The following is a 21,767-nucleotide window of genomic DNA, read 5'->3' on the forward strand; positions in this document are numbered from 1 at the left end:
CTATTTTAATCTGCTACTTCCGAGCCTTTTGTTTTTGCAATATTTTTAATAAATCCTTGAGCAAGTTCATGATGGTCAGCCATCACATTATAAAAATCATATACAGAGCAATGGAAAACGACTGAGTTACCAAAAGCCTCAATTTCATTTATTTCTAAGCTATTTTCCAAATTGAAAAGTTTGCCATATACATGGCCTTTCTTTAATCTTTTAACTTCCTTACCATCTTTCTTTAAGAAAACTTCGCCATCCGCTACCACATAAATTCTTTCTTCCTCTTCAACCTGCGGAACAATCAATCGCTCACCAGCTTTCAGGTTCACATTTTCCATTTTATCTACTACATCACATAATAGTAGACCTTTAATATTTTTGAAATAGTCCACCGATTTTAGATACATGACCATCTCAACAGCCATAAAATAACCGTCATTCAAACCTTCCTGAAGTTTGTTTTTTTCAACGGTATCATATAAAAATTTCTTAGCTTCTGGCTTTAATCTTTCGGTAATCCTATCCAGAGCTTCAGGGTCTTTATAATACATAACCCATGCAGCTACTTCCTGCAATAATTTATCGTTGTTAAAAAGCTGTGCTATTAAACCTCTACTTGCTCTGAACTCATCTACAAAAGCAAGGCAATGTATTGTACAGGCCTTAGTCCACCTATTTACCTGATTATAATTTTTATTTAAAAGGTAATTTAACACTTGTATGAGGTTGTAATTCTCTCTTGGAAAATAACCCTGTAGCTGCACAATTTTTTCGCTGATAGGGATGTCATCCATTAATGGAAATAATTTCGGCTTTAACTCTTGAGAAACGAATAAATCACAAAGCTCAATGGCGAAAGCTATACCTTCAGATGTATTCGACTCAATATTTTCCCTAACAAGCTGCACAGATTGCGGGTCATACAAAATAGACATGTACATATACAATGTGTCATAATTTGTATCTATTTCTTCTTTAATGGCATCTCTTAAAAACTTGAATTGCTCTTGTTTGGGTATTTCCGTTAGGGCGGCCAAATTCCATAAAACTTTCCCCATTTCGTTTTCAAGCAGATTGGTTAGTACCGTAACTTGTCTTTCCGAAGCTTGATAATTGAAATATCTGAATGAATTAAGGATTTGATGTACAATTCTTCTATCAGGATGTTCTATCTTGTTCCAAAGCAGTTCTACTGCACGATCTCCACCTATTCGTCCAATTATCTGAACAATTTTAAGTTTACCGTGGTCGGACTGTCCGCTTTTATGAAAAGCTGACTCTAGAGTAAATAATGCCGCTTCACCTGCTTCAACTAAAGCAGATGTGGCTGCATTGCTAAAAGTAGGAGAGTTTAAGAGTTCCACAAGAATACCCCATGTTTCAGGCCTTTTGACCTTTCTGGCAGTGATAATAGCTTCCATTTTAACTCTGGGATCAATATCACGCAGTAATTCTAGCAGGATAAAGATGTTCTGAGGTGTAATTAATCTACGAAGTAACTTAGCCGCGAGAATACGGTCGTCACTTTTTATTGACTTACTCAATTTACCTAGCTTCTCTGCAGGTACGGATATTAAGTCACTCGATTCACTTTCTTGTGCTGCTTTTTTCGCTAGTTTACTTAGTTCAGTATTTTTATCGAATTCAATATCCAGCTTTTTAATGCGCTCTTTTGCATAGTTTTTAACCTTTGGAGAATCACTATCCAGCATTTTAATTATAGAAGACTCAAATATTGCAGGTTCTATTTTTTCCATTAGTCGTAAGCCATATATAATTTTATCATCGGCTTTACTTTCAATTTCATTTTCGAGCACGGTATTCACTGCATATTGCTGCTCCATACCACTATCTGCCTTCTCCTTGTTTTTTATAAGTGTTGATTGCAGCGTACTACGATAGTTATTATGCATTTTCTTCGTTACGAAGTACCATAGAAGTAATATAGGAAGTGTAAATACAGAGATATTAATCAATGAAAATACTTCTACCTTGTTAATTAATATGATTAACGCACCAGCAATTAAACCTGCAAAAGCTGTAACTACACCCTCTATTTTGGTTTGTACATCAAATCGGATGGAACTATCTACGGGAAGGAAGTACAATTTGAAAGCGGGGCCATCCAGGGCATCTTTCAAAGATGAAATGAACAGCTTGCTCATTGATATAGCAATAAAGAAGAAGATGATTGCGTCCCCTGCTTCTTTCGAAAAACCAAATGAGTAACCAATAGGTATTGCAATTGAAGTGAAAATTGCCAGTAGTATTGGATTAATTAAGAGAGATACTTTTAGTCCGTATAAGGCAATTATTTTATCAGTAACAAAAGTTTGGAATAAGAAGCTAAAAATTACAACAGTTCCCTCGAACAAACTTAAAAACTTGGCTAATTCATTAGGTTCAAACCTGGCCTTGGTTACGTTATAAAATGAGTAATCAACGAAGTTGATGGCCACCATGGAAATTACCACAAATAGGGCCATTAAAGCGATATAAGGGTTTTGTATTAACTTGCTATACGATATGCTATATGTTGGTGTGCCTTCTCTTTTTTGAAATAAATTACTCCTTGTTATATATAAAAACATCAGAAAGTTGCCACCAATAGCAATTAAGCTCATAAATAACAGATCCTGCTCAGCAATGTAATTGACTATAATAGGAATAGAGAAAAGCGCTAAAATAGAAGCTATTAGTTGTCCTGTATCAATACCCCCGATTATCCTTTTTGCCTGTCTTAAATTAAACATACGCCCAAACGAGCCCCAAAAAACAAGAAGCACGATAAAGTTTGCAGGTACGATGAATGAAAATGCAAAGAAGTAGATTGGCAGAGGGTCTGACATATTTCTAAATGCAAACTCAATACCCATTAGAACCATGGTGATGGCTAATAGGGAACCTAAACCAAGCATTTTGAAGCTTACCCTATTTTGAAAGAAGTTATATAAAGCAGTAAATATTACACCTAGAATACCACCAAAAAGTATGGCTAAAGGAAGTTGTTCTTCAATTTGACCTTCTTCAAGATTATTAAGAAAAAGTGCTGAGGCTCCTACATCTAAAGTGGCAAGAAAGACACCTATGAAAAAACCCATACCAAGCAATGAGAAAACTCGTGTTGACTCATCCTCATTAACGTTAAGAACGCTGAGTAAGGTTTGTTTGATTTTCATGTAGCTGCAATAATCAGGTCAAGTTATGTAATATTTGAGGATTTTCTAATATTTTTAATAAAAGAATATTCCTTAAAAACACCTTATATTTTCAATTTAGTTAATTTTTAAGATTTTCAAAACCTGATTTTAGATGTAAGTCTTGTTGAGGAAAAGGTATTTCTACACCGTTTTCATGAAACTTTTCAAAGATAGAATAATATAATTGGCTCTTTAGTATGTTGGGGCGGCTAGTATAATCTGTTGTCCATACCCTTAAAAAGAAATTTAGCGAGGAGTCTCCAAACTCATCGAAAAGTACATCAGGTTCGGGAGTGTTTAATACACCGGGGTTTTCTTTTGCTACTTCTAGCAGTAGTTGTTTTATTTTCTTTGGATCCTCTTTATAGGATACGCCAACTGGGAATCTGAAACTAACATTTCTGTCGTTATGGCTCCAATTTATTACTGTTGAACTAATAAACTCAGAGTTTGGTACAATTACGGAGATATTATCATTGGTAAGTACGGTTGTTGCTCGGGCAGATATTTTAGTAACATCCCCTTTAATATTGGCAACTTCAATTCTATCACCAACTTTGATGGGTTGCTCAAATAAAATGATTACACCAGAAATGAAATTGTTAGTAATGTTTTGCAAACCAAAACCAATACCAACACCTAAAGCACCAGCCAAGATGCTTAAAGTACTTAGGTCGATTCCAGCGGATTGAACAATCACCATCAAGCCAATAACCAAAATCACGTATTTGATAATGGTGGAAATGGTATGAACAGTAGACTCACTGGCAGAATAGCGCCTAAGAACAGAGCGACCGATAAACTTGCTTAGTTTGTTAGAAACATACACTAAGCCAATTACAGAAACTAGCAGATAACCAATGGTAACTAGTGTAATGTCAGATTGGCCCAATGAGAAAAGTTTTGTGGTAAAGAAGTACCCGAATTCCTCGAAGAATTCAATAATACTTTTTATCACCTCTTTAAATGTTTCCATAGCTCAAATCTTAGCAATTCAATTAAGATATTAAAATTTCAAGCATTCATAATTTAGAAATGCTTAATTTAGCGGTTAAAATGATAGTTTTGACCAATTTTTACTATTAATTTAATTGGTTGATTGTTAAATCATAATTATAAAAATTGAAACAATGAGAACGTTAGACTACTTCAGGGCGATTACATTATTGCTCGGAATTTTTTTGGTAGCCCAGGTTAATGCTCAAAATACGAGTAAAATAATCTACAGTGCTGATAAGTATTTCAATATCAGAAATTATGATGAGGCACTAAAATTATATCTCAAAGCCATTGAAGATGGTGTAAAAGATGACCCTTTAGTTTATTATAATACAGGGGTTTGTTACAGTGAATCAATTAATATCAATGAACAAGTAAAGGCTATCCCTTATTTAGAAAAGGCGATTAGTCTTGGTGTGGATCGCCTGCCTCCAATGGCTTATGAAAAATTGGCCACTGCATATCATAGAGATGAACAAATAGAAAAAGCAATAGAATACTACCAAAAGTACAAAAGCACGCTGGATAAGAACCAAACTGCAGAAATTAGGCGTGTAGAGCGATCTCTTGAAATAGCCAACAATGCTTTATTACTTATTAGTAGCCCTCGAGATATTAAAATAAATAATTTCGGTGCAGTCATAAATTCTCAATACACAGAATATAATCCTGTTGTGTCTGCAGATGAAAGTGTAATGGCTTACACAGCCTTAAGACCTAATACTGGTAAAACGAGATCTAATGAAGATTTTATTGAAGAAATTTATATTTCCTACAATACTTCTGGCGTATGGTCTGAGCCCAAGAAAATAGAAATTACATCTGATTATAATGTAGGTACCGCAGGTCTTTCAGCAGATGGTCAGCGAATGCTTATCTTCATTGGAGGTCCAAATGGTTCAGGGAATCTATATTCTATCGACAAGTCAGGTTCAGATTGGTCGGTACCCGTAACGCTTGGTAATCAAATTAACTCCAGATTTTTAGAAAGTACGGCAAGTATTACTCCTGATGGTAAAAGAATGTACTTCGCTAGTAATCGTTCAGGAGGTTATGGGGGTATGGATATTTATGTTGTTGATAAATTGGAATCGGGTGCCTGGGGCGAACCAAAAAACTTGGGACCAAAGGTCAATACAAAATATAATGAAGATGCACCATTTATCCATCCAGATCAATGGACATTGTTTTTCACATCTGATGGTCATAACACAATAGGCGGTAGAGATATATTTGTTACCAGACTTTTTAATGAGGAATGGACGAACCCTGAAAATATGGGTTACCCAATTAATACTACTTCTGATGACAACTATTTCACCCTTACTGCAGATGGTAGAAAAGGGTATTTTTCTTCAAATAGGAAGGGCGGAATTGGTGGCCAGGACATCTATACTATCGACATGCCTGAAGAGGAGGCTAATGTGCCATTAACAATGATCAAAGGAAGAATATTGGACGGTGAGACTGGTAAAGCCCTGCCAACACATATATATATGGTTGACGTTGAATCCGGGAAGAAGTTAGACTTCGTGTATCAGCCAGATCCTGTTACGGGTAATTATCTGATTATTTTACCTCCGGCCAAAAACTATGACATGATTATTGAGTCTGATGGGTTTCTGCCATATACATTGAATATCAATATACCGGGACAAACGTATTTCTACGAATTGTATCAGGAAATTTATTTAAAAACCATCAAGCAGTTTGATGTTGTGGTTGGACAATCAGTTGAAGTGAAAAATGCCTTTTACGATACACACGAAGATGCCGTTAACAGCATACGAAGAGCACATGAGTCAAAGCTGATTAAGAATGACAGTATTGATGTTTATGACTTGATGACGGATTTAATGGCTGCTAACGATGAAGAGGCTATTAGCTACCTAACTGACTTGATTTATGAGACCAACTCAATTGATGACATTGTCTTTAAAAATAATGATGCACTGGAAGAGGCTACCAGGGTTTATTATTACGATGAAAGTGACGAAAGCAAATTCGAACGCAAGGTAATTGATGGAAATGAAATTTTCTCTTTGCCGACAATGTATGTGACCGAGGAGGCTGAACGTCAGAAGAATATGCCTAAAGAAGTGGCTAAGAGTTACGATCAAGCCTTGTTAGACAAAGTTGTTAAATGCTACTTCAATGTGGGGCAAAGCGACCTAAAAAGCGAATATTTTGATGAACTAAATAATGTAATCGCCAAGTTGAAGTCGAACCCTGAGTTGGGAGTGCAAATATCTGGCTATGCTTCTGCTGAAGGCGATGAGGAGCTAAATAAGAAATTATCAAACGAGAGAGCGATTGCTGTTTTAGATTTCATCAATCAAAAAGGAGAAATTGTTAGAAGAAGAATAATTGCTAAAGCTTATGGCGCCACTGAAGGTAAAGGAAACCCGCAGGAGGCCAGAAGAGTAGAGGTGCAATTGGTAGATTTAAGAACTACCGGTAGAAGCCTGCCTTAAGGTAACAGCAAAGAGGAATCTCCATAACTTAAAAAGCGGTAGTCATTGGCTAGCGCTTTTTTATATACTTCTCGCCAGTTATCGCCAATAAACGCAGCCACCAACAGTATAAGAGTGGAGCCAGGTAAGTGATAATTGGTAATCAACCCGTCACACATTTTAAATTGATAACCCGGCACAATAAAGATTTCTGTGTTTCCTGTTATTTTTTCTAAACTGTTTCTTTCCATGTAGCTTAAAACAATCTCCAAACACTCTTTTCTGGTAGGAAGAGTAGCACTGTTATGTTGATATGGATATAATTTTTCGATCATAAAGTCATTTTTACCTGACATGAGTTTAACGCCATACCAATAGAGGCTTTCCAGTGTACGCATGGATGTTGTGCCTACTGAAATAATGTTTTCCTTTTCAATTAATGTTTGAACAAATTCCTTGGTAATAACAATTTGTTCTGAGTGCATATTGTGATCTAAGGCATTTTCAGTTTTTACAGGTTGAAAAGTGCCGGCACTAACATGAAGCGTTACATAATCATTCGTAATGCCTTTTTGCTTCATTTTACTCATTACAAGTTCGTCAAAATGGAGGCCTGCTGTAGGTGCGGCTACAGCCCCTTCAAACTTTGAGTAAATGGTTTGGTAGCGTTCTTGATCTTCATAAGTAACCTCTCTATTAATATAAGGAGGTAGTGGGATTTGACCGGCTGCAGTTACCACATGAACAAACTCCAGATCGTTGTTCCAGGATAGTTCTACAATCTGGTTTTGTCGGTCAACCAGGTTGGCAGTGATGCTCGTTTTATCTGTTAATGTCTTGGTTAATTGCTGTCCATCTTTCCATTTCTTCTGATTACCAATCAGACACTTCCATGTAGCCCGTTTTTTAACCAACATGGCAGATGCAATTTCATTGGTGGGTGCTACTGGCTCCAATAGGAAGATTTCAATTAGTGCCCCTGTTTCCTTTGTGAAAAATAAACGTGCCGGAATTACTCTGGTGTCGTTGAAAACCAAATGAGAATTAGGCGGTAATTGATCTGTAATTGAATTGAATAGTGAATGCGAAATTTCACCATTTTTATATACCAATAGCTTAGAATCTGATCGGTTTGCCAATGGTTCTTTAGCTATTCTATCTTCAGGTAAATCGTAGGTGTAATCCTGTAGATTAATACTTGCTGGTAGATTTTTCATGGTCGGCAAATATAGGTTCGTATATTTGATTAACTCTAATTTTAAATTCAATTTGTCGGTTAATATGGCATTAAAAGCGAAACTCATACCTCACACTTTAAAATTCAAATTTGATGCTGGCACATCGCGGGGTGTACTTAGAGAGAAAAAAACGTATTTACTTAAAATTTGGGAGGAGTCTAATCCTGCTGTAGTTGGCATAGGAGAATGTGGGCCATTGGCGAAATTGAGTATAGATGATTTTGAAAATTTAGATGAGAGCATAACACTTCTTGCAGAGAAGATCAATGGAGCTGATTTGCCACCAAATGCTGATGCAATTTATGATTTTGCTTTTCAAATAGCAGGGTACGATTACCCCAGTTTACGATTTGCCATAGAAGTGGCTTTACTTGATTTGAAGGGCGGTGGTCAAAGAATGATATTCAATAATGCATTCTTCTCATCTCAAGATCAAATTCCAATAAACGGACTTATTTGGATGGGGCATATGGAGAATATGCTACTTCAAATTTCTGATAAGATTGTTGAAGAATTTGATTGTTTAAAAGTGAAAGTTGGTTCTCTTGATTTCGAGAAAGAGGTGGATATTCTCAATTACGTGAGACGCAAATATTACAATCAACAGATTATGTTGCGTGTAGATGCCAATGGAGCTTTTAAGCCTCACGAAGCACTCTACAAAATGAAAACATTGGCCTTTCAGAACATTCACTCCATTGAACAACCTATAGCTGCAGGGCAGCATGATTTAATGGCTGAACTGTGTGTTAATCCACCAATTGATATTGCCTTGGATGAAGAATTAATTGGTGTTCATAAAAAAGAAGACAAAGAACAGCTACTCAAAAAAATAAAGCCTCAGTATATAATTATTAAACCAACACTTCTTGGTGGATTTCAGTCATCGTTGGAGTGGATTAAAATTGCCGATTCAATGAAAATAGGTTGGTGGATTACGTCAGCTCTTGAATCTAACATTGGACTGAATGCCATTTGCCAGTTTACGTATCAATTAAAAGCTAAAGGTCATCAGGGTTTAGGAACGGGCAAGTTGTACGAGAATAATTTCGAATCGCCATTAACAATAAAAAAAGGCCATATTTTTTATGATCAAACTAAGGAGTGGGATTTAACAGAATTAGATGATGAGTAAACTTTCAGAAGCATCTCTTCATTCTACAGGCAAATTATGGTTCTTTAACAGGGATTATATTTCTGAGTTTGTATACGGAGGCATTGATGGAGTAATTACCACATTTGCAGTTGTGGCAGGTGCAGCAGGGGCTAATGCAGAACTTTATTGGGTAATCATCTTTGGTTTCGCAAATCTTATTGCGGACGGCTTTAGTATGTCCGTAGGTAATTATTTTTCGGTTAAAGCGGATAGAGACAATTATGAAAAGCACAAGGCTGTAGAATATTGGGAAATTGAGAATTTGCGAGATAGGGAAGTGCAGGAGATACGTGATATCTATGAGGCTAAAGGATTTGAAGGAGAGTTACTGGATAAGGTGGTTGAGGTGATAACGAAGGACAAGGAAGTATGGGTCGATACGATGATGAAAGAAGAACTGGAATTGGCCAAAGATGACAAAACACCTTTTAAGACAGCCTTTGCCACATTTTTATCATTCAATGTTATTGGCATTATTCCTCTGATTTCCTATTTACTAGCTGCCACAGTTAATCTAAATACAGATCATTTATTTCTAATATCCTGCATATCAACAGGCTTAGCGTTAATGTTTGTAGGCTATTTAAAAAGTATAGTTACTGAAACAAATTGGGCTAAAGGAATAATTGAAACACTCCTTTTAGGTGGTTTGGCGGCCTTTCTGGCCTATTATGTGGGTGAGGTATTGGCGTATTACTTTTTGTAATTATTTACCAATAAGTATGAAAGGTGCCCAAAAATAGGGCTCCGCATACTTTTTGGTTTTAATCAATTCAGTTTTGGCCAGTTTAAGAGGGAGGCCATAGTTTGATGAGTTCATGTTTTCATAGAATGACTTCATTAAATCTGCTGTAGAGTCGTCTGAAACGCTCCACAAGGATACCACTAAATTATTAGCTCCTGCATACAGCAATGCTCTGGATAGCCCAATTACCCCTTCACCCTTTGATAGCTTGCCTAATCCTGTTTGACAAGCCGAGAGAGTCACCAAATCGGTATCAAATTGAAGATTATAAATTTCACCAGTAAATAGATTGCCATCTTCTATCAAACTCGAGTTAAAATAGATTCTTGACAAAGCGGGGTTAGATTCATTTACCAAGCCATGAGTTGCCAGGTGTACATATTTATACTGCCTAAAATCCTGCACTTTAATTTCACTTTCATTTGCATTTGCTTCTAACAGGCTCTCAGTGCCGTACCCCTTATTTGTTAGAATCGTATTTAAATCTTCAAGCTCTTTTTTGCTTCCGGGTAAATTAGGTAATTCGGTAAAGTTTACGGGTGCACATAAGAAAGCCTTTTCTTCCATCATAGAATGCTTCGGCTTTTCCGCTACAAACAAAGCACTCGCATAAGAGTAGCTAATACTATATTCATTTATTAAATACGGCATCTCTGCAAAACTCATATCATCTTTTACTTTATCCGTAAGAAGTGCTTCAAAAGGAATTGTGCCTAATCTACCTGCAGGTACAATAATCAAATTGGTAGTGTTTTTGTCTAGCCTTTTTGGTATTACGATATCATACAATTCTGAGGCAGTATAGGTATAAGTAGGCTTAACACGAAAGTAAATTCCATTTCTAAACCCACTTATGTATTTATCAAACTCTTCCGTTTGTGGGTTATTATGCAGTTTAAATTTGTCGGCCGTTATTTCAAAAATGTAGACTCTTTTGGAGTTTTCTGTCCAAAAGTAGCTTAACATGGTTTGTGATTCCGATAGCTTACTTTGAACTTCTTCAATAGTAGGTAAAGATGTATTATACTTTAGTGCAAAATATTTCGGGTATTTTTCTTCTATCTCTTCAATAAATTGGTTGTAGTTAGTTTTGGCCTCCAATAGTTGAGATTGGAGCTTTCCTTTTTGAACGTCATCTTCTTCTTGTAATGCTGAGTTTTCCAGAAAAGCGATCTCCGACTTTAAAAATAACTCCTTCTCAAGTTCGGCATTACTCATACCAGCAAATGATTTGGCTTTGGCATCGGCAATAGCTTCTAGTAATACTGCGGACTTACTTTTTTCCGCGAAATAGAATGACAGGGCATAGTATTCGTCTTTTTTTATGACAACATCACCCATGGCTTTGCAGAGTTCAACACCTGTTTCATACACCGAGGAAGCGAGCTGACCTAAAGCTATTTTGTCTGCTTCATTGGTTCTCACTTGCCTAATTTTATCTACCAATGTGTCACACGATTGGAGGGTGCTTAAACTGAGTTTTAGATCACTGAACTTTAAAGTTTTATTAAAATGTAAATCAGCAAATGCCTTAGACTTATAGAATAAAGAATTGAGCAATGTGTTGCTGCTTAGGTAGTCGCTTACATTGGGGTTCTTTTCAATGTCAGTAGAATTAAAACCCTTTGTATTGGCTATCAAAGCTTGCTGATAGAGATTAATGGCCTCTTCAAACTCTCCTTTAATGTTATTAATGTTGCCTATCAGGTTAAGAGTAGAGGCAACTTCAGGGTGCTGTTCGCCATAGAATCGCTTATACAAGTTGAGTGCTTCCTGATATGATTTTAGTGCCCCATCGAGGTCTTGCATTTGTTGTTTTGTCTGCCCGATGTTTATATGAATAAATCCTTCATTTGGGTGTCCATCAGGGTACAAAGCTTTCCACGTTTTTAATGCTTCGTTGAAGTTTATTGAAGCATCACCATAAAGTTCTAAATTCCTGTAGGCAATACCAGTATTAATTAAGCCCTGAGCAGTTTTTTCATGAGAATTTCCAAAGATGTTTCTATAAATCTTGAGGGCACTTTCATAATAATCTAGTGCTAAGTCGGTATTGGTTGAATTTAAAATTAGTCCCAGATCATTGTAAGAAGCAGCAACCTTTTCGTGGTTGTCTCCAAAAAGTTTTTGGCGAATTTTTAGAGCTTGTTCCACATGTTCAACACCTTTACTAGCACTACCGGTATTCCAATATATTATACCTAAATTGTTCAGTGCATCGGCATAATCTGCAGTTTCCGGCTGGGCTTTTTTTAGTGTCTGATTGAATAATTTTTCGGCTAGTTCGTTATTCCCTTTTCTCAAATAAATCTGTCCCACTATATCAGGGCACTGAATTTGAGCCTTATCCAATAAATGGTCGACTTCTAGTAGGTTTCCTGAGTTTAATCTTTCTTGAAGAGTTACACACACTTCCTGCCCATGTATACTTGCACTTAGTAAGATGTAGAGGCTTATGGTTGATATAGAAATTTTAGAACCTAACAACATATCCTATAGAAAATACATTGTCCCTTGTCAATCCATCAGGATTCACATCTCTATCCGTAATTTTTTGTCCGTAAATTCCGCTAATGCTATTGTTTGTATTAAAGTGGTAAGCCACATTTAACAAAGCAGTCATTGCCAATCCAGTAGTTTTATCAACCTTTATGCGCTGACCTTCAGTGGGTGAACCAGCTCTTGTGTCCAGAATTTCATCTTTAGTAATTCTGAAAATGGGGAGTAGGCCTGCTCGTATATCCCACTTCGAAAAATGGAATGCACGCTCTACACGTAACATTACATCCGTACCTCTTTTAAGGTCATTGGCTAGAAAATTATCACGCAAATAATTATCGTCAGGATATTCAGCCCATTGCTCATACCTAAAGTCGTTTTCATTTTCTGTTAAAGCAATTTGAATACCTGTGGCAAACATCCATTTTTGACTTATGTAAGATGCTCCTGCCACTAAATCCCAACTACCCAAACTAGTTTGATAATACATAGGCAAATCTGTAGACGTACCTTCCGGCAATCCGTCAGTAATAAACTGCGATTTCACATCGCTATCCAGATCAGAAGCATTGGTTGGGATTTTCCCGCCTAACGTGGCATTAATATGAAATTGTTCGGTAGAGTATACGTTCCTTGTAACACTGTAAGAGATATCAGAGAGCCCGGATGTTTCACCCAAGTTGCCGGTAACCCAATAATAAGGCACTTTTAACTGAAAAGAGGTTACCTCGTTGATGCCAAAAGTTAAATCTACTGTGGCAGCTGTTATTTTAGGACTTATTGTTGTATTTCCTTGACCGTAGCTAAACTCAGCTGAACGTAATTTGAAATTAATTTTCTTCGTGTAGATCTGGCTTGGTTTCATAGCACCCATTGTACAAAAACCAGCATCGCTGCAGCCCTGACCGTAAGAATTTGCTGTAATTAATACACCAACAAAAAATGCCAGCACATTAAATTTTTTCTGTAATAAATACATATCACCAAAGATTAATTTCAATCCAATTTTAACGATTATTCATTACAATTAGTCTATACCTTTAATTTTATCAAAGTAAATTTTGGCCTCCTTCTTCACTTTTGGGGCTAGCAGTATGGCAGATATCATAGTGGGTATGGCCATAACGGCAAAGGCACCATCGATTAGACTAAAAATTGTACTGAGTGATGCTATTGAGCCAAATATGATGGTGGCAACATAAATGTAATTGTAATAAACCTTGTTTTTCTCCCCCACAATAAAGGCCAGGCATCGTGAACCGTACCAGCTAAAACTGAATAAAGACGATGATGCAAAGAATAAAATGCAAACGAGCAATATGTAATGACCAAACCCCGGAAAGGCTGATTCAAACGCTGTGGCAGTTAATGTAACGCCATCCTGATCAGTTGTAACCCACACATTAGTAATTAAAATGGCCAATGCAGTAAGCGTACACACAATTAAAGTATCTATTGCCGGACCTAGCATGGCAACCAAACCTTCTCTTACTGGTTCATCAGTTTTAGCAGCTCCATGAGCAATTGGGGCTGTTCCTATACCTGCTTCATTAGAGAAAGCTGCCCTTCTCGCTCCGGTAATAATAACCGCACCTAAAACACCACCGGCAACAGCGTTTCCCGTAAATGCATCTGTAATTATTAAACTAAACATTTCAGGCACCTCAGAAATATTCGATAGTATAATGGTAAGCACTGAAAAGAAATAAACAACAATCATTAAAGGAACCATTTTACTTGCCACATTAGCGATTCGCTTTAGTCCGCCAAAGATTACTATGCCCACAAATACTGTGAGAACAATACCCGTGTATAGGTCCGTCCATCTAAAATTTTGATTGAACAATTTGAAAGTATCTTCACCAAAACCAGAGGGAATTATTAGTACGTCACGAATAACCTGAGTTAATTGGTTTGCCTGAAATATGGGTAAGCAGCCTATCATTCCTGCAATACAAAACAGGTAGGCGAGGGGTAACCAGGCTTTACCTAATCCTTCTCTAATTACATACATGGGCCCGCCATGTACCTGTCCGTTTTCATCTTTTCCTCGGTACATGATGGACAACGTACAAGTGAAGAATTTGGTAGCTATACCCACAAAAGCACTCACCCACATCCAAAATATAGCTCCCGGGCCGCCTGTAACAATGGCAATGGCAACTCCGGAAATATTACCCATTCCAACCGTAGAAGCTAAATGTGTTGATAATGCCTGATAATGATTGATTTCACCTTTTTCTTTAGGATCATCATACTTACCTGTTAAAACCTTAATGGCATGTACGAAATATTTAAAAGGCAGAAGTTGGGAGTAAATCAGAAAAAAAGAGCCGCCACCCAACAGCAATATGAGTAGGGGAATTCCCCAAATCCAATTTGCAAAATCTACAATCAATTGTCCCATTTCCTACATATTTGCTTAGAAAAGCTGCTAATATATAAATTACTTATTGGCTTAAACTGATAATTTCAATTTTATGCCTATCTTATATTTTTTATAAAAGAATCACGAATATAAAATGAATATAAATCTCTTTTTGTTCTCTCTAATTTTATTCCAATCTCCTGTCACTAACCCGACAGTCGATAGCCTCAATCAAGCTCTTCAATCATCTTCTGGTACGGAGAAGGTCATTATTCTTAATGATCTGTATAAGCAGTACGCTAATAATGACCCTGTAAAGGCAATGGATTATACACAGCAGGCATTGGATCTGGCAACAGAAATAAATGACCCAAGTGGTATGGCCTCAAGTTATAATAACATTGGTGTATTGAATAAAAATAGAGGCAAGCTGGATGAAGCCCTGGATAGCTATTTAAATGCTGTAAGAATTGAAGAGGAATATAAGTTTGTTGATGCCTTGCCCTACACATACAACAATATCGGTACAATTTATTCACTAAAGGGCGAATTTGAAAAGGCTCTGGTTTACTTTAATAAAGCCTTGGAGCAGTTTCAATCGATAAATCATAAACTTAGAATAATTGGAACACTTAATAACATTGGCAATGTTTATTCAGATTTGCAGGAGTATGATTATGCACTTAAAAACTACCTTCAGTCATTAGAAATTTATGAGTCATTAGAAGATAATTCTGAAGCTTTTGTGCCATTTAATAACATTGGGAATATCTATTTTCAACGAGGTGAATGGGCCAATGCAATGGCGTTTTACGAAAGTGCGTTTGACCTTGAAAGGTTGAACAACGATAAAAACGGACAGGCAAATGCGCTTCATAATATCGGAACAGTTCATAAGGCCACGAAGAATTACGAAAAAGCCATTGAGGTATTCAATGAAGCCCTTTCTACAGCTCAGGAAACTGATAACAAAAGGCTTATTGAAATTATTTATGGCTCACTGGCTGAAACATATTTTGCTTCAGGCGATATGTTTATGGCTTATAGCTTTTTGCAACTTCATAATAATACCAAAGAACAAGTGTTCAATGAGCTTAGCAACAGAAGAATAGCAGAGTTAGAAAGTGCTTTTGAATTTGAGAAGAAGGAGGCTGAAATTGAGGCACTGAAAATACAGAGTGAGTTGCAGCAATTGCAGATTCAAAATGATAAGATAGTCATTACTTCAGTTGTAATTGTATCGTTTTTGGTAGTAGGGCTTAGCTTGGTTATTTGGCAAGAGCTTAGAACCATCCGTAAAAACAAGAAACAGCTGGAAGCTCAGAATATAGAGCTCGAGAATCAAAAATTAATCATTCAGGAGAAAAACGATAGTATTACTGAGAGTATCGATTATGCGAAAAGCGTTCAGGGATCAATGCTCAAATTTACAGTACCTGACAAATATCAGGATGATTTCTTTGTGTTATTCAGGCCTAAGGATATTGTTTCAGGTGATTTTTTCTGGTTTTCGCACAACGGTAATAATCAAATAGTGGCAGCAGCCGATTGCACGGGCCACGGTGTAGCTGGCGCTTTTATGACAGTGATTGGACATTCATCGCTCGATCAGATAATCAACAAAGAAAATATTAGTGAGCCAGATGCCATTTTAGAAAAACTTGATCTGCAGGTTCAAAAATCAATTAATCAGAGTGATCGGCTTATATCTGACCATGGGATGGATGTGGCGCTTTGCTCTATTGATAGAGGGAATAAAAAGCTGGTATTTGCAGGGGCTAACAGACCGTTATATTTCGTTCGCAGCGGGGAGTTGCATACTATTAAAGGCACTAAGCATACCATTGGTGATAATTCTGATGGTAAGGTAAGCTTCGAAAAGCATGAAGTAACCTATGAAGCTGGTGATGTGTTTTACCTCTTCTCAGATGGTTATCCTGATCAGTTTGGCGGTAAAGAGAATAAGAAGTTTATGGTTAGCAATTTCAAACAAATGTTAATCGATATACACACTTTGCCACTGGTTGACCAAAAGAAAAAACTGGATCAAACACTTTCAGAATGGAAAGGAAAAACAGAACAAACTGATGATATACTGGTAATGGGCTTTAAGGTTTAAAAGTTAATTTTCCCTGCGAAACACCCATTAAAGTTGATAAATGATATAATAGTCTCGCGCCTACGTTAGCATCCCATTCGGTTTCACCAGGAGCCACTTCATTTAAATCAAATGAAACTATGGTGCGGCCCGATTCAACTACTTTCTTTACTAGATAAACTACTTCATTGAACTCAAAACCTCCGGGTACCGGTGTGCCGGTGTTCGGACAAAGCTTGGGGTCCAGACCATCAATATCAAAACTGATATAAACGTGCTTTGGTAGTTCGTTGATGATTAAATCGCATATTTTTGCCCATGGTGTTCCTTCAAACTGTTGCGCTTTAATATCGGAATCGAAAAAGGTTTTAACTCTTCCTTTCGAATTGGTAATGTACTGCATTTCCTCATCGCAATAATCCCTTATGCCCACCTGCACCAGTTTAGAAATTTTCTTGTTCTTTAAAGCATTAAACATGATCGATGCGTGTGAGTATGTGAAGTTCTCGTAGGCCTCGCGTAAATCTGCATGGGCATCTATTTGCAATATTCCCATGTCAGGATATTCATCAGCCATCGCATTAATAATACCCAAAGGAGTACTATGATCACCACCTAAAAGCGCAACCATCTTACCTTGATTGTGGATCTTAGATGCCTGAGAACGAACGTAGATGTTCAGTTTCTCAGCCATTTCATTCACCGCATTTGGAATTATTTTTAATTCATCAGTAATCCATTCTTCTTCATTGTTTTCTAACCAGGAGATGTACTTATAGGCAAGATCACGATACTTTTTATTCTCTTTAATTAATTCTTTATCAATGGGCAGCATATGTATACCCATCTTCCAGGCATCGGGAACATCTTTCAGAAACAAATCTACCTGAGTAGAGGCATCAAGAATGGCTTGAGGCCCATCTGCAGTACCTGCAGTGTAAGATACTGTTACTTCCCATGGTACAGGAATGATAATTAAATCCGCACTTTCATAATCAAATGGTAGTCCAAATAATTGGCCCGAAACCCCTGGTCCATTGGGATCAAAAGATGCGATAATATCTTCCTTTTTACTCATAGATTTGTTTCTTGTAATTTAGTAATCATCAAAATAAGTATAAAATGAGCACATAATTGAAAAATATTTATGTGCAGTAGAAATTTTTCTTTTATCTTCCTGCCGAAAAGTAAACCAAGATCATGCTTAACGTCAATATAGAACACTTTCGTAACCTTATTTCTCTGGCTGCGGCCGATGGTAAAATAGCCGATGTAGAAATGGTGGCTCTATCAAAAATCGCCTATGAAAATGGAATTCCCTTGGACAGACTTAATGTGATGATTGACCGGGCTGATGAATATGTTTATCTCATCCCTCAAAATCAGCAAGATAGAGATCAGCAGATGGAAGACATGATTAAGCTGGCTATGCTAGATGGCGAATTTGCAAACGCAGAAAGAGAACTTATCAACTTGGTAGGAGGTAGACTAGGGTTTAGTCCAAAAGAAATCAGGGCTAAAATTGATGGATATCTTAAGGATGCCCCTTCTGTAGATAGGGATTAAAAGTTTAGCAAGTCAGGATATTCGTAACTTTTTAGTTCACCAGTACCTTCCGATACTTCATTCCATTGTAGGTTTTTAAACTTAATATGTGCCAACCCACAGGTGGTAATGTCTCCAATTTCTGATTTACTCAAGTATTCTGCCAGGTAAGTAACTGATGGATTGTGGCCGACCAGTAACACAGTGTCCCATTCGTTCTTTAATTGATTAACTACCTGAAGTAAACTTCTTGTGGAGGCTTCGTAAATGTCTTCGTTCTGATGAATTCTATTAGTATCGTACTTGATTTGCTCTGCTACCAACGATGCTGTGCTTAGAGCTCTTACTGCAGGGCTAGCTATTATTATATCGAACTGTACCTTTTTATTTAACAGGTTTATGCCCATGCGGGTGGCATTTTGCAAACCTTGAGAATCTAGTGTTCTGTCAAAATCCTTCTGATCAGCAAGTTTTTCACTTGCCTTGGCATGTCTGAGTAAGTATAAATTTTTGCTCATAAAAATTGTTGATCAAAAACAAATGATAGCTTTGACGGTTGAATCTACTAAATGTAGAATGATTATTTAAATCGACTCGTATTATTTTATTTTTAAAATTATTGTTCATCTTTGAAATTTTGAGCCAAAAGCAAAACATCTGATATGCCGAAGAATTTAGTGATAGTGGAGTCACCAGCGAAAGCCAAGACGATTGAAGGATACTTAGGGAAAGATTATAAAGTGACTTCCAGTTATGGGCATGTCAGAGACTTACCCAAGGGCGATAAAGCCATTGATAAAGAGAATGGGTTTTTACCCACCTATGAAATAAGCCCCGATAAGAAAGCAGTTATTAAAGAATTGAAAAAGCTTGCCAAGGATTCTGACATCATCTATCTGGCGAGTGATGATGACCGCGAAGGAGAAGCTATCTCATGGCATTTAAAGGAGGCTTTGGGTTTAGATGATGCTAAAACAAGGCGAATCGTATTTAGAGAGATTACTAAGAATGCCATTCAAAACGCTATTCAATCACCGCGAGGAATAGATTTGGACTTGGTAAATGCGCAGCAGGCTCGTAGGGTGTTGGATAGATTGGTAGGTTTTGAGCTGTCTCCTATACTATGGAAGAAGATTAAAACAGGTCTTTCGGCAGGTAGGGTGCAATCAGTGGCCGTGAGGTTAGTTGTTGAAAGAGAGCGTGAAATCGAGAAATTCAAGCCAGAAATTTTCTATAAAATCACTGCTTCATTCGATGTAGGGAACAAAAAAATACTTCAAGCAGAACTTTCTAAACGCTTTAAAACAGAGGATGAGGCTCAGAAATTCCTTGAAGCATGTGCGGAGGCAACGTTTACAATAAAGGATCTTCAAAAGAAGCCAACTAAAAAAACTCCTGCACCACCATTTACAACATCTACATTGCAACAGGAGGCCAGTAGAAAATTAGGCTTTTCCGTATCGCAAACAATGACTGTTGCTCAGCGATTATATGAAGCGGGTATAATATCCTATATGCGAACGGACTCTGTGAATCTATCTCAGGAAGCTGTTGATAGTGCTGTTAATGAAATTAAAAAAGAATATGGCGATGACTTCGTAAAAGTAAGGCAATATAAAACCAAATCGAGCTCTGCACAGGAGGCACACGAAGCCATCAGACCTACAAACTTTGCTGTGACCAATCCTTCTGCAGATAGGAACGGCACTCGTTTATATGAATTAATTTGGAAACGTGCCATCGCTTCTCAAATGGCGGATGCTCAAATAGAAAAAACAACAGCCACAATAGATATTTCTACGTTGGAAGACACACTTACTGCAAGTGGTGAAGTGGTAAAATTTGAAGGATTCTTAAAGGTCTATTTGGAATCTACGGATGATGAAGATGAAAATGAAGAGCAAAAAGGAATGTTGCCACCATTGTCTGCTGGGCAGGAATTAGATTTAACCGAAATGAATGCTCGACAGGGCTTTACAAGGCCTCCGGCAAGATACACAGAAGCCAGTTTGGTTAAGAAGTTAGAAGAAATGGGCATCGGTCGACCATCTACTTATGCGCCAACCATTTCTACGATTCAAAAGCGAAATTATGTAGAGAAGGAATACCGTGAGGGAAAAGAACGTGAATATCAGATACTAACACTCAAAGGCGGTAAAATAAATTCTAAAACACAAACAGAAATTACAGGCACAGAAAAGAACAAAATGTTTCCTACCAATATTGCAATGGTGGTGACTGACTTTCTGGTAGATCATTTCCCGAATGTGACCAACTATAGCTTTACAGCCGAAGTCGAACAAAAATTTGACGAAATAGCCTCCGGGATGAAAGAGTGGGATAAAATGATAGGCGAGTTTTATTCTGAATTTCATGCAAAAGTAGAAACCACAGAGAACATTGAGCGGGCTGACGTTCCGAGTTCAAGAGAGTTGGGTATGGATCCAAAATCAGGTAGAAAGGTAATTGCAAGACTGGGCAAGTTTGGACCATTAGTACAGATTGGAGATGAGGAGGAAGATGGTAAAAAGCCGCAGTTTGCCAGCTTAAGGCAAGGCCAGTTTATTGAGAGCATCACGTTAGAAGATGCATTGGAGCTATTTAAACTTCCTAGAGAACTAGGCGAGTACGAAGGTAAACCAATGTTGGTTGGCTTAGGCAGGTTCGGCCCATATGTGAAATACGATGGCAAATTTGTGTCTATTCCTAAAACTGATGACCCTTACACTATAGAAGATGAACGCGCCATTGAGTTGATCAAGGCGAAAGAAGAAGCTGATAAAAATAAGTTCATCAAAACCTTTGATGAGAATCCGGACGTTCAGGTATTAAACGGACGCTACGGGCCTTACATCAAAGTGGGAAGGAAAAACGTAAAAATTCCTAAAGACAAAGAACCTAAAGACCTTACATTGGAGGAATGCCTGGAGTTAGCAGAAAAGACGCCTGAGAAAAAGGGGAGGTATGCGAAGAAGAAATGAGTGGTAAAATAAACAAAGTTAAATTAGCTAAGTATGCATTAACTGCAGTTATTCCATTTATAATTCTTGTCTTAATTCATGAGTTTAAAGGTGGGAATTACTCTTTAAACAAGACGATCTTTATTTTACTACTATTCGTATTATCTTATTTATTCACATTTGTCTTCGTTTACATATTTTCACTTGTAATTAAAAGATATAAATAATCTAATTGATTGATTCACTTGATCTGCTGGTCATAGGTTAAGCGTTAGCGATCATACAACCTAAAATGAGATAGTATGTTAGAGATCTGTCGGCACAATATTTTGTCATATGCCTTGATTGATAATTGGTCGTAGTGGAAGCTACGACCAGTGGTGAGAAGAAATAAACTAATTTTGGAAAAATGATTCTTAAGAAAATCTTACTTTCAATTTTTCTGACACTTTGTCTGGTTTTTATGATTGATACGTTCTTATTCTCTCCAAGTCCGTATAATATTTATGTTG

General features: G+C 37.1%; 14 protein-coding genes. 6 read left to right on the forward strand and 8 right to left on the reverse strand.

All coding sequences use genetic code 11. The features are described 5' to 3' along the window. Nucleotides 1-5: 5 nt before the first annotated feature. On the reverse strand, nt 6-3,173 hold the full coding sequence (locus JR347_RS11660) for a hypothetical protein (RefSeq protein WP_205720782.1): 3,168 nt from the start codon (nt 3,171-3,173) through the stop codon (nt 6-8). Nucleotides 3,174-3,273: 100 nt separating this feature from the next. Beyond that, nucleotides 3,274-4,170: a mechanosensitive ion channel family protein gene (locus JR347_RS11665; RefSeq protein ID WP_205720783.1), complete on the reverse strand. Its 897-nt coding sequence runs from the start codon at nt 4,168-4,170 to the stop codon at nt 3,274-3,276. A 154-nt stretch (nt 4,171-4,324) separates the two neighbouring features. Here JR347_RS11665 and JR347_RS11670 point away from each other — a divergent pair, with 154 nt between their 5' ends. Continuing rightward, nucleotides 4,325-6,667 (forward strand): OmpA family protein, encoded by a 2,343-nt coding sequence (locus tag JR347_RS11670; protein WP_205720784.1) that lies wholly within the window; start codon nt 4,325-4,327, stop codon nt 6,665-6,667. Here JR347_RS11670 and JR347_RS11675 read toward each other — a convergent pair. Beyond that, nucleotides 6,664-7,863: an S-adenosylmethionine:tRNA ribosyltransferase-isomerase gene (locus JR347_RS11675; RefSeq protein ID WP_205720785.1), complete on the reverse strand. Its 1,200-nt coding sequence runs from the start codon at nt 7,861-7,863 to the stop codon at nt 6,664-6,666. The genes JR347_RS11670 and JR347_RS11675 overlap by 4 nt on opposite strands. Nucleotides 7,864-7,927: 64 nt before the next feature. Between JR347_RS11675 and JR347_RS11680 the strand changes: the two genes are divergently transcribed. Then, nucleotides 7,928-9,019, forward strand: a complete 1,092-nt coding sequence (locus JR347_RS11680; protein ID WP_205720786.1) for an o-succinylbenzoate synthase — start codon at nt 7,928-7,930, stop codon at nt 9,017-9,019. Then, complete coding sequence (locus JR347_RS11685; protein WP_205720787.1) at nt 9,009-9,746, forward strand: VIT1/CCC1 transporter family protein; 738 nt, start codon at nt 9,009-9,011, stop codon at nt 9,744-9,746. The genes JR347_RS11680 and JR347_RS11685 overlap by 11 nt, the downstream gene beginning before the upstream one ends. On the opposite strand, the gene JR347_RS11690 is transcribed toward JR347_RS11685, so the two are convergent. Genes JR347_RS11690 through JR347_RS11700 form a run of 3 tightly spaced genes read right to left on the reverse strand, consistent with a single transcriptional unit; the run spans nt 9,747 to nt 14,691 of the window. Next, entirely contained in the window at nt 9,747-12,275 is a 2,529-nt protein-coding gene (locus tag JR347_RS11690; protein WP_205720788.1) for a CHAT domain-containing protein, read from the reverse strand. Continuing rightward, on the reverse strand, nt 12,259-13,263 hold the full coding sequence (locus JR347_RS11695; protein ID WP_205720789.1) for a porin family protein: 1,005 nt from the start codon (nt 13,261-13,263) through the stop codon (nt 12,259-12,261). Before JR347_RS11695 ends, JR347_RS11690 begins: the two co-directional genes overlap by 17 nt. Nucleotides 13,264-13,311: 48 nt before the next feature. Beyond that, nucleotides 13,312-14,691, reverse strand: a complete 1,380-nt coding sequence (locus JR347_RS11700) for an alanine/glycine:cation symporter family protein (protein WP_205720790.1) — start codon at nt 14,689-14,691, stop codon at nt 13,312-13,314. A 115-nt stretch (nt 14,692-14,806) separates the two neighbouring features. Here JR347_RS11700 and JR347_RS11705 point away from each other — a divergent pair, with 115 nt between their 5' ends. After that, nucleotides 14,807-16,771 carry a tetratricopeptide repeat protein gene (locus tag JR347_RS11705; RefSeq protein WP_205720791.1) on the forward strand — a complete coding sequence of 655 codons (1,965 nt, stop codon included), beginning with the start codon at nt 14,807-14,809 and terminating at the stop codon, nt 16,769-16,771. On the opposite strand, the gene JR347_RS11710 is transcribed toward JR347_RS11705, so the two are convergent. Beyond that, nucleotides 16,761-17,828: an agmatinase family protein gene (locus tag JR347_RS11710; protein WP_205720792.1), complete on the reverse strand. Its 1,068-nt coding sequence runs from the start codon at nt 17,826-17,828 to the stop codon at nt 16,761-16,763. The two genes, JR347_RS11705 and JR347_RS11710, sit on opposite strands and share 11 nt — an antisense overlap. Before the next feature lie 122 nt (nt 17,829-17,950). On the opposite strand from JR347_RS11710, the gene JR347_RS11715 reads away from it, so the two are divergent. Continuing rightward, entirely contained in the window at nt 17,951-18,316 is a 366-nt protein-coding gene (locus JR347_RS11715; protein WP_205720793.1) for a tellurite resistance TerB family protein, read from the forward strand. Here JR347_RS11715 and JR347_RS11720 read toward each other — a convergent pair. Next, a complete protein-coding gene (locus JR347_RS11720) occupies nt 18,313-18,813 on the reverse strand; it encodes a SixA phosphatase family protein (RefSeq protein ID WP_205720794.1) in 501 nt (166 codons plus the stop codon). The two genes, JR347_RS11715 and JR347_RS11720, sit on opposite strands and share 4 nt — an antisense overlap. A gap of 144 nt (nt 18,814-18,957) precedes the next feature. Here JR347_RS11720 and topA point away from each other — a divergent pair, with 144 nt between their 5' ends. Then, nucleotides 18,958-21,276, forward strand: coding sequence for a type I DNA topoisomerase (topA, locus tag JR347_RS11725; RefSeq protein ID WP_205720795.1), 2,319 nt, complete (start codon nt 18,958-18,960; stop codon nt 21,274-21,276). Nucleotides 21,277-21,767: the final 491 nt, after the last annotated feature.

Source organism: Fulvivirga lutea (assembly GCF_017068455.1).
Taxonomy (GTDB): domain Bacteria; phylum Bacteroidota; class Bacteroidia; order Cytophagales; family Cyclobacteriaceae; genus Fulvivirga; species Fulvivirga lutea.